14 protein-coding genes and 1 pseudogene are annotated in these 14,438 nt (G+C 46.4%); 6 read left to right on the top strand and 9 right to left on the bottom strand.

Annotated features, from left to right (window positions below; genetic code table 11):
* Window positions 1-132: 132 nt before the first annotated feature.
* The gene (ampD, locus tag ICV36_RS01120; protein WP_256438083.1) at window positions 133-951 is read right to left on the bottom strand and encodes a 1,6-anhydro-N-acetylmuramyl-L-alanine amidase AmpD; all 819 of its coding nucleotides are present in this window, start codon (window positions 949-951) and stop codon (window positions 133-135) included.
* A gap of 3 nt (window positions 952-954) precedes the next feature.
* A complete protein-coding gene (locus ICV36_RS01115; RefSeq protein ID WP_215400725.1) occupies window positions 955-1,803 on the bottom strand; it encodes an inner membrane protein YpjD in 849 nt (282 codons plus the stop codon).
* A gap of 20 nt (window positions 1,804-1,823) precedes the next feature.
* Here ICV36_RS01115 and ffh point away from each other — a divergent pair, with 20 nt between their 5' ends.
* A complete protein-coding gene (ffh, locus tag ICV36_RS01110) occupies window positions 1,824-3,206 on the top strand; it encodes a signal recognition particle protein (protein ID WP_215400724.1) in 1,383 nt (460 codons plus the stop codon).
* A gap of 30 nt (window positions 3,207-3,236) precedes the next feature.
* On the opposite strand, the gene ICV36_RS01105 is transcribed toward ffh, so the two are convergent.
* Window positions 3,237-4,979: a proline--tRNA ligase gene (locus tag ICV36_RS01105; RefSeq protein WP_215400723.1), complete on the bottom strand. Its 1,743-nt coding sequence runs from the start codon at window positions 4,977-4,979 to the stop codon at window positions 3,237-3,239.
* Window positions 4,980-5,027: 48 nt separating this feature from the next.
* Here ICV36_RS01105 and ICV36_RS01100 point away from each other — a divergent pair, with 48 nt between their 5' ends.
* On the top strand, window positions 5,028-5,627 hold the full coding sequence (locus tag ICV36_RS01100; RefSeq protein ID WP_215400722.1) for an RNA pyrophosphohydrolase: 600 nt from the start codon (window positions 5,028-5,030) through the stop codon (window positions 5,625-5,627).
* Complete coding sequence (locus ICV36_RS01095) at window positions 5,624-6,190, top strand: CNP1-like family protein (protein WP_215400721.1); 567 nt, start codon at window positions 5,624-5,626, stop codon at window positions 6,188-6,190. Before ICV36_RS01100 ends, ICV36_RS01095 begins: the two co-directional genes overlap by 4 nt.
* Window positions 6,191-6,223: 33 nt before the next feature.
* Here ICV36_RS01095 and proB read toward each other — a convergent pair.
* The 4 genes and pseudogenes from proB to rplU form a co-directional block, all read right to left on the bottom strand.
* Window positions 6,224-6,994, bottom strand: a pseudogene (proB, locus tag ICV36_RS01090) (glutamate 5-kinase); the annotation flags it as partial.
* A gap of 21 nt (window positions 6,995-7,015) precedes the next feature.
* Entirely contained in the window at window positions 7,016-8,104 is a 1,089-nt protein-coding gene (cgtA, locus tag ICV36_RS01085) for an Obg family GTPase CgtA (RefSeq protein WP_215400719.1), read from the bottom strand.
* 87 nt (window positions 8,105-8,191) lie between these two features.
* Window positions 8,192-8,452 carry a 50S ribosomal protein L27 gene (gene rpmA, locus ICV36_RS01080; protein WP_215400718.1) on the bottom strand — a complete coding sequence of 87 codons (261 nt, stop codon included), beginning with the start codon at window positions 8,450-8,452 and terminating at the stop codon, window positions 8,192-8,194.
* Between the two features lie 18 nt (window positions 8,453-8,470).
* Complete coding sequence (gene rplU, locus ICV36_RS01075) at window positions 8,471-8,782, bottom strand: 50S ribosomal protein L21 (protein ID WP_011902040.1); 312 nt, start codon at window positions 8,780-8,782, stop codon at window positions 8,471-8,473.
* Between the two features lie 75 nt (window positions 8,783-8,857).
* Between rplU and ICV36_RS01070 the strand changes: the two genes are divergently transcribed.
* Together ICV36_RS01070 and ICV36_RS01065 are read left to right on the top strand one after the other, a co-directional pair.
* Window positions 8,858-9,862 (top strand): polyprenyl synthetase family protein, encoded by a 1,005-nt coding sequence (locus tag ICV36_RS01070; RefSeq protein ID WP_215400717.1) that lies wholly within the window; start codon window positions 8,858-8,860, stop codon window positions 9,860-9,862.
* Between the two features lie 90 nt (window positions 9,863-9,952).
* Window positions 9,953-10,720 (top strand): fumarylacetoacetate hydrolase family protein, encoded by a 768-nt coding sequence (locus tag ICV36_RS01065; RefSeq protein ID WP_215400716.1) that lies wholly within the window; start codon window positions 9,953-9,955, stop codon window positions 10,718-10,720.
* 84 nt (window positions 10,721-10,804) lie between these two features.
* On the opposite strand, the gene ICV36_RS01060 is transcribed toward ICV36_RS01065, so the two are convergent.
* Both ICV36_RS01060 and ICV36_RS01055 read right to left on the bottom strand, forming a co-directional pair.
* Entirely contained in the window at window positions 10,805-11,824 is a 1,020-nt protein-coding gene (locus ICV36_RS01060; RefSeq protein ID WP_215400715.1) for a 2-dehydropantoate 2-reductase, read from the bottom strand.
* 100 nt (window positions 11,825-11,924) lie between these two features.
* Window positions 11,925-13,340, bottom strand: coding sequence for a sodium:solute symporter family protein (locus tag ICV36_RS01055; protein WP_215400714.1), 1,416 nt, complete (start codon window positions 13,338-13,340; stop codon window positions 11,925-11,927).
* 118 nt (window positions 13,341-13,458) lie between these two features.
* On the opposite strand from ICV36_RS01055, the gene ICV36_RS01050 reads away from it, so the two are divergent.
* Window positions 13,459-14,436, top strand: coding sequence for a squalene/phytoene synthase family protein (locus ICV36_RS01050; protein WP_215400713.1), 978 nt, complete (start codon window positions 13,459-13,461; stop codon window positions 14,434-14,436).
* Window positions 14,437-14,438 lie beyond the last annotated feature (2 nt).

The raw sequence follows: 14,438 nt of genomic DNA, 5'->3' as shown, positions 1-14,438 counted from the left end.
TTTATGACAAAAATTTACTAATATTTTTACTAAGTTTTTCGCTTAGTTTGAGGGTCATTTTGGTGCGAAATTTTTAGCCTGTTTTAGACAAAGGCTAAAAAAGTAAGCGTACGCTCACATACAAAATTCAGCCTATCGAGGATCCACACCAAAGGGCATTTTTTCAGCAGAGATGCCTGTCTCTTTTTGGAACTTTTTCCAATCAAAATGAATTCCCGGATCCGTTTTGCGATCCGGAGCAATGTCGCTATGTCCAACAAATTGCAATTGAGGATAAGTACGACTCAATTTCTGAATAAGATTAGCCAAGGTTTGATACTGAGCGGCTTCGAATGGTCCATCGCCATCGCCCTCTAACTCAACACCAATAGAGAAGTCATTGCACTTTTCTCGACCCTGAAAGTCTGATTTACCGGCATGCCAGGCCCTGTTCTGAGTAGAAACAAACTGAACCAATACTCCAGATCGAGTGATTAAAAAATGGCTAGATACTTTTTGATCCGCAATCTCCGCAAAATATGGATGGGCAGTTGGATCAAGTTTGTTTTGGAAAAAATCAACGATATGGTGACTAGATGTTTGGTTTCTGAATTCACCAGGCGGCAAACTGATGTAATGAATGACCAATAAATCAGGGTCAATATTTTCAGCTCTTACATCTTGATTAGGTGAAATCCGCCACTGCGCATCACCAATCCACCCATTTGAATCAAGAGTATGAAGATGCTCTTGCGAACAATAAAAACGGTTATCAAATGTGAGTGCTTCAGATTCAGGTAGATGTACTTTGCAGCACTGACATTGCACCATCGCCTCAGGATTTACCGCCCTCTCAGGCTTATTCTTATTGGGTTTAGGGCTATTATTTGCATCTAGCGCAGCCTGCTTCTTTCCCTTTATCCAAAGGTATAAAAGACCGGCGCCAACAAATAATAAAAGCCACTTAAACAACGATTACGCCCTATGAAGAATGACTTCGACTACGAAACGACTGCCGACATAAGCAAGCAGAAGAGCGCTGTACGCACTCAACACCCAACGAATAGCAGCTCTGCCGCGAAGTCCCACTCGCCAACGCGCAATCAAAAGACCGGCAAATAAAAACCAGGAGACTAAAGCAAAAATCGTTTTGTGATCAAACACAAGCGGTTTGCCAAACAAAGTTTGCGAGAAAAGCAATCCCGAGAACACGGTCAAACTTAAAAGCGCAAAACCAACATACAGCAAATTAAATAAAAGACTTTCCATGGTCATTAGCGGAGGTAAGTCCTCCAACCAATGGGATAAGCGACCATTAGGAATAATAGCCAACTGACGATGTAGCGCTCGATCTTGTACGCTCATGAGCATTGCGTGCATGGCAGCTAGACTTAGCAAGCCTACTGAAACAGTAGCCACTACAAAATGGCCTTTAAACCAGGGATCAGAAACAGCCTTTGGTGAAATCAACGTTCCGGGGAAGAGGGTCGGCAGAAATGCGCAAATGAGCGCAAACATCAAGGCCATCCAACGCAAGCTAGAGATGGGCAAAAACCATGACTGAAACCAATAAAAAGCCAGGCCAACCCAAGCAATCAATGACAAATCTTGCGCAAAGCCAAACACAAAGCCCTGGGGTGTGAACACGGAGTCATGAAGTTGCACTCCATGGATCAGCAAAATAACAAAAATAGCCGCCTGCACTAATGCGCTTGATAGCCCAGACTCCACGCCGCTCTTGGCTTTGAAGCTCAAAACAAGCAAAAGCGCCAAATAAAGTGCGGAAGGGAGCCATCCGTAACTTGAGTAACCTAAAATATCCATCTGGAAAGTCTAATCGATAAATGCTAGAAAACCTCACCGACCGTCTATCTCGCGTTGTTAAAACAATGCGAGGCCAAGCTCGCCTCACCGAAGCTAATACCGCAGAAATGCTACGGGAAATCCGTTTAGCCTTGTTAGAGGCTGACGTAGCACTACCAGTAGTGAAGTCTCTACTAGAGCAAATTAAATTCAAAGCCCTTGGCGAGGAAGTGGTTGGCAGCCTCAGCCCAGGCCAAGCACTCGTTGGTGTAGTCCAGCGTGAACTTGCCCAAGTAATGATGGGCGATACCAATCAAAGTGGTGAACTCAATTTAGCCACTCAGCCGCCTGCAGTAATCTTGATGGCCGGCTTGCAAGGTGCCGGTAAAACGACATCTGTTGGCAAGCTCGCTAAATGGTTGCAAGAGAAAAAGAAAAAGAAGGTACTCACCGTTTCTTGTGACGTGTATCGTCCAGCAGCGATTGAGCAATTGGAAACTGTTACCAAGCAAGTTGGCGCTGAATTCTTCCCGAGCGACATTAGCCAGAAGCCCAACGATATTGCACTGGCCGCTCTAGATTGGGCACGTCGCCACTATTTTGATGTTGTCTTGGTCGATACCGCAGGCCGCTTAGGTATTGATGAAGCGCTCATGCAAGAAATCAAAACCTTGCATGCCAGCCTGAACCCTATCGAAACCTTATTCGTAGTCGATGCCATGCTGGGACAAGATGCTGTCAATACCGCCAAGGCTTTCCATGAAGCCCTGCCATTGACTGGCGTAATTCTGACGAAGTTAGATGGTGACTCCCGTGGTGGTGCAGCCCTATCAGTTCGCCAAGTAACTGGCGTACCGCTCAAATTTATCGGTGTTGCCGAAAAGATGGATGGCCTCGAAGCGTTTGATGCAGAGCGGATGGCCAACCGCATCTTGGGCATGGGCGATATTTTGGCGCTTGTTGAGCAAGCCCAACAGCACGTTGACGTTGCCAAGGCAGAAAAATTAGCTAGCAAGATTTCGAAGGGCGGGTTTGATCTCGAAGATTTCAGAGATCAACTGATGCAGATGCAAAAGATGGGTGGCATGGCGAGCTTGATGGACAAATTACCAAGCCAGGTTGCTCAAGCAGCCTCCAAAGCAAATCTCAGCAACGCCGATAAACAAACCACGCGTATGCGCGGAATTATTGACAGCATGACCCCCCAGGAACGCAGAAAACCAGAACTACTTAAAGCAAGCCGCAAGCGACGCATTGCTGCCGGCTCTGGCGTTGAAGTGCAAGAAGTCAACCGCCTGCTTGCTCAGTTTGAGCAAATGCAAACCATGATGAAGCAATTCAAAGGTGGAAAAATTGCGCGCACCATGGCAAGCATGGCTGCAAAAGGAGCCGCCAAGGGTATTGGCGGACTCTTTAAGAAATAACTAAATCAAAAAGCTAGCTAGAGGGCAAGCTTAAGAGATTGATTGCTTAGCAGCATGTACTGCAGCAATCACTTTTGCTTTGATGTCATTTAGCGGGATATTCTCAGAGTCCGCATCCTTACGCCCTTTAAATTCCACCTGGGAGTCTGCCAAACCACGGTCACCAATAACAACGCGGAATGGCGCTCCGATCAATTCCCAGTCAGCAAACATTGCGCCCGGACGCTCGTTGCGGTCATCCAAAATCACATCAATTCCAGCGGCCAATAACTCTTCATGCAATTGATCACACGCTGTTTTAACGGCTTCTGATTTTTCGTAACCCATCGGGCAAATAACTACTTCAAATGGCGCCATCGAGATTGGCCAAATAATGCCCTTGTCATCGTGGCCTTGCTCGATCGCAGCACCCAACAAACGAGTAACCCCAATACCGTAACAACCCATCACCATGGGCTGTGCTTTGCCCTGCTGATCCAAATACGTGCAATCCATCGCCTCGGAATAACGTGTGCCCAACTGGAATACATGCCCCACTTCAATGCCGCGGCAGATATCCACAATGCCTTTGCCATCTGGCGAAGGATCGCCAATCACTGCATTACGAATATCCAATACCAATGGCTCAGGCAAATCACGACCCCAGTTCACGCCGGTTAAATGATGACCAGCGTCGTTTGCGCCACAAACAAAATCCGCCATATGAGCCACTGTTCTGTCGGCAATGACAGTCACATCAGCACTCACACCAACTGGACCTAAATAGCCGGCTGGAGCATTACAAGCTTGCTTAATTTCTGCCTCAGTAGCAAATCGAGATTCGGCCATACCAGGAATTTTGCTGGCTTTTATTTCATTAAGCTCATGGTCACCGCGCACCAACAACATAAAGAGTTTTGCGGGGCCTTTTTCTTGATCAGCAGCAAACAGTAGTGTTTTAACGGTTGACTCAAGCGGAACATTCAAGAACTTGGCCACATCCGCACAATTGGTCATATTCGGCGTTGAAATTTTGCTCATTGGCGCTGAAGCTACAGCACGACTGGCAATCAAAGCCAAGGACTCTGCGGCCTCTAGGTTAGCTGCGTAATCAGAGCTGGGGCAATAGACGATTGCATCCTCACCGGTTTCTGCTATTACATGAAACTCTTGACTACCAGACCCACCAATGGCGCCGTTATCAGCAGTCACCGCGCGAAATTGCAAACCCATCCGCTTAAAAATGCGGGTATAGGCATCAAACATTACTTGATAGGATTTCTTAAGGCCTTCAACATCTTTATCGAACGAGTAAGCATCTTTCATGCTGAACTCACGACCCCGCATAATGCCGAAACGTGGACGACGCTCATCACGGAATTTGGTCTGAATTTGATAAAAGTTCACAGGCAATTGCTTGTAGCTCTTAATCTCATTGCGAGCCAGATCGGTAATAACCTCTTCTGAGGTTGGTTGGATCAAGAAATCACGATCATGACGATCTTTTATACGTAGCAACTCAGGACCCATTTTTTCCCAACGACCTGTCTCTTGCCACAGCTCAGCAGGCTGAATCATCGGCATAAGCAACTCAATTGCGCCAGCACGATTCATTTCTTCGCGAATGATGTTTTCTACCTTGCGAATCACCTTTAAACCCAGCGGCAAGTAGTTGTAGATGCCAGCGCTCAGCTTGCGAATTAAACCTGCGCGCACCATGAGTTTGTGCGAAACCACCTCAGCATCAGAGGGGGCTTCTTTTAGCGTGGCGAGAAATGATTGTGAGGCTTTCATGTATGGATATAATCAAATCGTTGATTTTAAAGGATTTGAGGCACGATCATGCTTGACCGTGAAGGGTATCGCCCGAATGTCGGCATTGTCCTCCTCAACAGCCGTAACGAGGTTTTCTGGGGAAAACGCGTTGGGCAGCATTCGTGGCAGTTTCCGCAGGGCGGGATTCAGCATGGTGAAAGCCCTGAACAGGCTATGTACCGCGAATTGCAAGAGGAGGTTGGCTTACTGCCGGAGCATGTCCAAATTATTGGACGCACTAGGGACTGGCTTCGCTACGATGTCCCTGAGGAATACTTGCGCCGTCAGAACTCCACTCGAGTCCACAGAGCTGCCTATCGCGGACAAAAACAAATCTGGTTTCTTTTGCGTCTAGTGGGTCTTGATAGCGATATTCAGTTACGCGCCTCGGAACATCCTGAATTCGATGCCTGGCGCTGGGTCCCCTTCTGGATTCAGTTAGATGCCGTTATTGGCTTTAAACGTGAGGTTTACCAGCTCGCACTTTCTGAGTTGGCGCGTTTCTTATCCCGAGGCATGCGCATGCAGCAACTTGCCTGGGGGTCCCCTCTTGATCTGATTCAATCTTTTTACGGTGGCTCACACGCACAACCGAAAGAAGAAGATACAAAAGATAAATCTAAATGACTGCTTACTTGAAACGTTTACATCGCCATCTTTACGCCGCTATTCTTTGCTTGGGATTGTCTGCATGCGGAGGAGATACCCTCATAAGCGGAGTAGATCCTTTTGCGCCCATGGTGTTTAAAGAGGGTACTACTGCCATGCCCCTAAACCCACCAAACCAAGCCACCCTTCTTCCTTTTTATGTGTCGCAGCATACCATCTTTAAGTTTGCTGTAGACACCGACTCCATCCTTATTGGCGCAGATGGTGTAACCCGCTATATTGTTGTGATGACCAGCCCAAGCGGCAGCGTTCAAACTCAATACGAAGGAATTCGTTGTGATTCATTTCAGTGGCGCCTTTATGGCACCCTAGAAAATGGGGCGTGGAAAGAAAATCCCTTGTCTACGTGGCGCAATATACAAAGCAATGTACCCAATCGCTACCAAGCAGCTTTAGCACAAGGTGCTTTTTGTAATTTCAGCTCGCAAGAAAAAAATATCAAGACCATTCTTAAGTCGCTGAACCCCAATGGCTTTACTGGTCAAACAAAGCCAACCAATTCCTTTGGTGTAATTAATTAAAAATTATTCTAAGAATTATTTTGAGGCTGGGGCCAAATAGGTCCCAATTTTCTCGCCAGCAATCAAACGTGTCAGTACATTAGGTTCGCGCCCAGAGGCGATGACTGTAGCGGCACCAGTTTCTACAGCAATTTTTGCTGCCAATACCTTGGTTAGCATTCCACCCTTACTAAGCTCACTGGCTGCACCGCCAGCCATTTTTTCTAAAGCGGGATCCCCTGCAACCGCCTCTGAAAGCAATGTAGCATTTGGGTTTTGACGTGGATCTGCAGTAAAGAGACCGCCTTGATCGGTCAAAATAACCAATAAATCCGCATGAATTAAATTCGTTACCAAAGCAGCAAGACTATCGTTATCACCGAACTTAATTTCATCAGTGACGACGGTGTCATTCTCGTTAATGATAGGCACTACACCCAACTTCAACAGCGTGTCTAAAGTGGCTCTTGCATTGGCATTACGCTCCGCATCTGCTAGATCGGCATTGGTCAATAAGATTTGAGCGCTACGCAAATTAAAGCGTGAAAAACAGCTCTCATAAACCTGTACTAAACCCATTTGACCTACTGCTGCGGCCGCTTGTAGTTCATGAATCTCTTGTGGGCGTTTAGCCCAACCCAAACGCTGCATGCCTTCAGCAATAGCTCCTGAACTCACCATCAGAACCTCATGACCAGCCTTTAGCAACCCCGCCATCTGCTCTGCCCACATCGCAATCGCAGCATGATCTAAGCCCTCACCATTATTAGTGACCAGGCTCGAGCCCACTTTGACAACAATCCGTTGAGTTTTTTTAGCGTTCATAGCAAAAAGTCAGTCAAACAGTTAATCGGGTTTTTTATCTTCTAATTGATCTTGGTAACGAGGATCTTGAGCGCGCTCATCAGCATCATCCCGATCTCTGCGTACAGAATCCAAATAGTCTTGCAAAGAGTAGCAAAGCTTATCGCAACCCATGCCAGTCAAAGCAGAAATCTCAAATACCGGGCCTTTCCACTTAAACTTTTTCACAAAATCAGCCACGACCTTTTTGCGATCTTCCTCAGGAATCATGTCGACTTTATTGAGAACTAACCAACGTGGCTTCTCAACCAAAGCTTCATCATATTTATGCAACTCATTCACAATTGCCACAGCATCCGCCACAGGATCAACATTCGTATCAAATGGCGCAATGTCCACTAAATGCAAAAGAACGCCTGTACGCTGCAGATGCCTTAAGAAGCGATGTCCAAGACCCGCACCTTCAGCGGCGCCCTCAATCAATCCAGGAATATCAGCAATCACAAAGCTACGCTCGGACCCCACGCGCACCACACCCAAATTTGGATGCAAAGTAGTGAATGGATAATCTGCAATTTTTGGACGTGCGTTTGACACAGCAGTAATCAATGTCGATTTACCAGCATTAGGCATACCTAACAAACCGACATCAGCCAACACCTTTAATTCCAATTTCAATTTACGACGTTCGCCAGGCTTGCCGTTGGTCTTTTGACGTGGCGCCCTATTCGTACTACTCTTAAAGTGAATATTGCCCCATCCACCAACGCCGCCTTGCGCTAAACAGAGGCGCTCACCATGCGTTGTTAAATCAGCAATCGGCTCGCCAGTTTCATAATCAGTAATGATGGTACCAACGGGCATACGTAATTCAATATCGTCACCTGCGCGACCATAGCAATCAGCGCCACGACCAGGCTCACCATTTTTTGCGGTGTGTGTTTTTGCGTAGCGGTAATCAATCAAAGTGTTGATGTTGCGATCAGCAATGGCCCAGACACTGCCGCCTTTGCCACCGTCACCACCATCAGGCCCACCAAATTCAATGAACTTTTCGCGGCGCATAGAGGCACTCCCGGCGCCGCCTTGCCCGGCAATCACTTCGATACGTGCTTCGTCTATAAATTTCATGAATAAAAAAGGCCTCGCTTAGCGAGGCCTGTTCCTAAGAGTTAAATTCGGAATAAATCTGAATCAAACGTGTCTCAGTCAGGCGCCTTATGAACGAGGCAAAACTGAAACTTGGGCCTTCTTCAAAGCACCCTTAACGCCGAATTCCACCTGTCCGTCAATTAAGGCGAACAAAGTGTGATCCTTACCAATACCAACGTTAGCACCTGGATGAACACGTGTGCCACGTTGACGAACGATGATGCTACCAGCATTAATGTGCTCGCCGCCAAATACCTTAACGCCTAAGCGTTTCGATTCTGAGTCGCGACCATTTCGTGTTGAGCCGCCGCCTTTTTTCTGTGCCATATCTTTCTCCTACCTGAATTAGGCTTTAATCGTGTTGATCAAAATTTCAGTGAAATTCTGACGATGGCCTTGGTGCTTTTGATAATGCTTGCGACGGCGCATCTTAAAGATTGTCACTTTATCGTGACGTCCTTGGGAGACGACAGTGGCCATCACAGCTGCACCATTAACCAATGGATCACCTAATTTCAGTGAAGCGCCTTCGCCAACGGCGAGGACTTGGTCAAGAGTGATTTCGCTGCCGATTTCCGCTGGTATCTGTTCTATTTTCAATTTTTCGCCTGCAGCAACTTTATACTGTTTGCCACCGGTTTTTATGACCGCGTACATGGTTTGAAACCTCAATTAATATCTACATTTAAGCTAATCCACCCTGGACCAGCTAAGCCCATTATTATATCTTGCATGCCTAGCACTGTCAAAATCAATGACTTAAGCCAAATCTTGGCCCCAATCTCCTTAGATTTCAAGGCTTTAGATGAGGTTATTCGTCAGCGTTTGGCCTCAAAAGTCGCCTTAATTGACCAAATCTCGACCTATATCATCCAGGCGGGCGGCAAACGGGTCAGACCAGCCCTATTGATGCTGGTGGCTAAATCCATGGCCAATGGCAAAGATACCCCGCACATCCTGGAGATGTCTGCCGTCGTTGAATTCATTCACACAGCCACACTCCTTCACGATGACGTAGTTGATGAATCTACTCTCAGAAGGGGTCGCGAGACCGCTAATGCCGCTTTTGGTAACGCTGCCAGTGTTTTAGTGGGCGATTTCCTCTATTCCAGAGCCTTCCAAATGATGGTGGGGCCAAATGATCTTCGCGTGATGCAAATTTTGTCAGACGCAACCAACACGATTGCTGAAGGCGAAGTCTTGCAACTTCTCAACATGAATGACCCCGAAGTAGACGAAGCGAGTTACTTACAGGTCATTCGTTATAAAACCGCTAAATTATTTGAGGCATCTACAGAGTTGGGTGCAATTTTGGCCAATGCCTCTGATGTACAGCGCGAACAAGCTGCAGCATTCGGTCGTCATATTGGTACCGCTTTTCAATTGATGGATGACTTACTCGATTACACCGCAAATGCTGCGCAAATGGGAAAAAACGCTGGTGATGATTTGCGTGAAGGCAAACCGACATTGCCACTGATTTACTTATTAGAAAACGGCAGTAATGAAGAGCGTCTGTTAGTGCGCGCAGCAATTGAGCAAAACCAAGACTTACCAGATGACGTCTTTGCTCAAATTCTCACGGCAGTACAAAATTCCGGCGCTCTTGACTACACGCAAGCAGCCGCTAAGCGTGAAGCAGACTTAGCACTATCTTGCCTCAAAGACTTTCCTGTCAATGAGGCCAGTAAAGCACTAGAAGCTCTGTGCGCTTACTCTCTCACAAGACAGACTTAAGCACCCAAACTGTTCACTCTTAACTCGCACGCTGTAATGCGTGCCTGTAAGATATTGCATATTAAATATTTAACTTCATAGGAACTTATTATGGCTCAGTGGCTTAGATTTCAACATCAAGGAAAAAGTGGTTTAGGGCAAGTACAAGGCGATCAAATCGCCGTGTATGAGGGCGACTTATTTAATGGGGCCAAGGCCACCGGCGCCACCCTGAAGTTGGCAGACGTGACTATTGACATCCCTTGCACCCCATCCAAGATGGTTGCGATGGTGGATAACTTTCATGCATTGGTGACCAAGCTCGAGCATGCTGTGCCTGCAGAACCTTTGTATTTTCTTAAAGGCAATAATTCTTTCTTGGCGGCAAATCAAGTCATTCGCACGCCAAAGTCATATTCCGGAAAAGTCGTTTATGAGGGCGAGCTTGGCATTGTGATTGGCAAGCGCTGTCATGAAGCTGATGAAGCAGAAGCAGCTAAAGCAATCTTTGGTTACACCTGCATTAACGATGTAACCGCCATCGAAATTCTCAACCGTGATCCTGGCTATGCACAGTGGACTCGTGCCAAGAGCTTTAATACCTTTGGCGTCTTTGGACCTTACATCACCACCGATGTGGATCCAAGCAAGCTAACAATCAAGACGATTCTGAACGATCAGGAGCGTCAAAATTACCCTATTTCAGATATGATTTTCTCGCCCGCAAAGTTAGTCAGCTTGATTTCTCAAGATGTACCTCTTGAAGTGGGCGACATCATTGCATGCGGCACCTCAGTAGGTGTTGGCTCAATGAAGCCTGGCAGCAACGTCAGCATCATTATCGAAGGTGTGGGACGTCTCGATAATCGTTTCGAATAAAACGCCTATTCTCTGGCTTTTCCAAAAACAAAACCCTTGCTACCCAACATAGCAAGGGTTTTTTATTGAATGAAACTTTACTGTTTAGTAACCAGATACGGATGGTAGTGCTAGGCTTCCCTTGGAAGCTTGTACGTTTTCATCCAGGTATTTAGTTAAAGCAAATACAGTATTCAAACAGGGAGTTGGAGTTTGCGTGATCTTCCCAAGCTCAATGACAGAGCCCAACAAAGCATCAATCTCCAAACTGCGGCCCGCTTCTAAGTCTTGCAACATTGAAGTTTTGTGTTTGCCGACTTTTTCGGCGCCAGCAATGCGACGCTCAATGTCCACGCGGAAAGTAACGCCCAATTTCTCGGCAATAGTTTGAGCTTCAGCCATCATGTTGCGCGCTAATTCTTTGGTCAATGGGTATTGGCAGATGCCCTCCAAAGTTCCATGTGTCAGCGAGCTGATTGGGTTAAAAGTCATATTGCCCCAAAGCTTGAGCCAGATTTCAGAGCGAATGTCATCCAAGATTGGTGACTTAAATCCTGCTGCACCCATCATTTCAGACATCTTCTGAATGCGGTCAGTAGTCTTGCCATCTAACTCGCCCAATGGGAAGCGATTACCTTCAACGTGACGAATCACGCCAGGCGCTTGAGTGAACGTCGCTGGATACACAACGCAACCAATGATGTTATTTGGATTAATCGCATTCTTGGCAACACCGCCAGCATCCACCGTTTCGACTGAATGATCTTGGTACTCGCCACCTAACTTTTGGAAATACCACCAAGGAATTCCGTTTTGCATTGGAATCAAAATAGTGTCGGGACCCATGATGGCTGCTAAGTCATCAATGATTGGCTCTACCTGATGCGCTTTCACCGCAAGAATAACCACATCTGGCGTTTCAGCATCCCGAATTTTTTCTACAGCCTTCACTTGAGCAACCAAAGGTTCTGGTTGGTCATCCATAATTAAAGCTAAACCACGCTCTTTGATTGCAGCCAAAGTTGCGCCACGAGCAACCACGGTGACATCATTACCTGCTCGTGCCAACATGACAGCCAAGTAGCCGCCAATAGCGCCACCTCCACCGATCACACAGATTTTCATAGGAACTCCATAAGAACTAAAAATTTTGTATTACCGCTATTTTAATTGGGATTTTGCACCGCAGCAATTTTAATTGCCTAATTTTTAAGCAATTTTGGTATCAAACAGCCTTTAAGGAGTCTTTTGGAACAAGGCTACCCAAAATCATGCCCGCAACGCTGGCAAATAAACCAGCCAGTTGAGGAGGCAGAATCGCATTGGGAGCCAAAATTTCACAGCTAATCCAAATGGTTAAGCCCCCCACCACAGCCAATAATCCACCGAGTGAGTTCGCCCTTGACCAATACACGCCAAATGCCAATGGGACAAAAGCCGCCACCAAGGTCACTTTGTAGGCGCTCTCCACCATTTTGAAAATGGAAAGTTCAGAGTTCACCGCAAAGAAAGTGACCACCACAGCAAAACATAAAACGGTGATCCGCATCACTTTCAATAAATCATGGTCGGACAAATGCTTAAAAAAGCCACGCACAATATTTTCAGCAAAGGTTACTGAAGGCGCTAACAAGGTTGCGCTGGCGCAGCTCTTAATTGCGGATAGAAGTGCACCGAAGAACATCACCTGTGCAATCAGCGGGGCATGATTCAGAATCAACTTTGGCAAAATCATTTGTGGATCAGCATTGAGATATTTGCTGACTAAATCCGGACTAATTAAGATTGCGGAGTAAGCCAAATACATTGGCACAAAAGCAAAAATAAAATAGAGGACGCCGCCAAGCAAAGCTGCTTGAACGGCAATGTTGACATTCTTAGATGAGGTGATGCGCTGGAAGACGTCTTGCTGAGGAATGGATCCGAGCATCATCGTACACAAGGCAGCGACAAATCCTAGAATCGACGCCAAATTCATATCCGGCCAGAAGTTACTGAATTGGCCCGCAGCAGCAGCATGCTCAATCACCACACCAATACCGCCAGTCTGAGCCGTCATCTCGCCACCGATATAGAGCATACCAATCACGATGATGATCATCTGAATAAAGTCAGTAATAGCAACAGACCACATGCCCCCAAATAAGGTGTAGATCAATACGCTTGCAGCGCCAATCATCATGCCACCCGTTTGAGTAATGCTGCCCTCAGAAACCACGTTAAATACTAGACCTAGTGCTTTAATTTGAGCAGCTACCCAACCAAGGTAAGACACCACGATACAGAGCGTTACCAAGACCTCAACCGTACGCCCGTACTTTTCGCGAAAGAAATCGCCAATCGTCAGCATGCGACGGTTATAAAGGTGGCGCGCAAAAAAGAGGCCCACCAATATCAAACAGAGAGAAGATCCAAAGGGATCAGCAACCACGCCTCCCAAGCCCTCTTTTAGAAAAGTGGCTGGAATGCCTAATACAGTTTCAGAACCAAACCAGGTTGCAAAAACAGTCGCAGTGACGATTGGCAAAGGAAGGCTATGACCTGCCGCAGCAAAGTCAGCAGTATTTTTGACTCTGAGGGCCGCCCACAAGCCAATGCCAACTGAGATCACCCAGTAAATAATGACGAACCAAATTAGCACGCCTTAATACTCCTTCAGAAATTTGATGAAATTATATGGCCATGTCACTTTTGACAGATAACAAAAAGGCTTCTTTTGGAGCACCCCGAGGTAGAAGATGGTCTGACATAATTCAATAGTGAAAGCGCCTAAGCAAACCATAATAACTAGCCCATCTGCTGATGAGGCTTACCAAAAAGCCATTCTGGGTTCTGTGTCACGCACTTTCGCGCTCACCATCCCACTTTTGCCCCCAAGCATCGAAAAGGTTGTCGGCAATACCTACCTACTCTGTCGCATTATTGACACTATTGAGGATGCGGCTGACTTAAGCGCTCAGACCAAGCAATCCCTTTCAGCGCTCTTTTTAGATGCAGTACTAGAAAAATCACCGGTTGATCATTTTGTAGAGTCTTGCCTAGATGCATTCAAGAACTATAGTAATCAAGATGAGTTAGATCTAATTGCTCACACTCCAACTGTTTTGCGTATTTTGCATACCTGCTCCAGCAATGATCAACAAGCAGTCAGTCGTTGTGTTTCCATCATGTCCGAGGGTATGTCGTATTTTCATGGGAAACAAAACCAAGCCGGTCTTCGAGACCTCGCTGAGTTTGAGCAATATTGCTATGTGGTAGCAGGCGTTGTTGGCGAACTACTAACAACGATTTTTAGCAATCATTCACCCGCCTTTAAAGAAAACATCGCTGGGCACGAAGATTTAGCCATTGCCTTCGGACAGGCTCTGCAAATGACCAATATCTTGAAAGACTCACCCGAAGATAAAGCGCGTGGCGTATCCTGGAAGCCGAGCAATGTAAGCCAAGAAGACCTTCTCAGGATTGCTTATCAAAAATTGCAAGACTCACTCAATTACATACTGCTGATACCTAAGCAAGAACAAGGCATGAGGCGTTTTTGCTTTTTAGCCTTTGGCTTGGCGGTGATGACTCTCTCCAAAATTGCTACTCGACAAGAATTTGATCACAAAGATGAAGTGAAGCTCTCTAGAAAGACTGTAATGAGTTTCTATGGCTTTACACGTTGGGCAGTTAAAAGCAATCTATTGATGAAGGCTTTTTTCAGCCTTAGCAGTAGATCACTAAACAAATACTAATT

This window comes from Polynucleobacter sp. MWH-UH35A (genome assembly GCF_018687075.1).
Taxonomy (GTDB): Bacteria; Pseudomonadota; Gammaproteobacteria; order Burkholderiales; family Burkholderiaceae; genus Polynucleobacter.
This window is presented reverse-complemented; position numbering and strand designations above follow the sequence as displayed.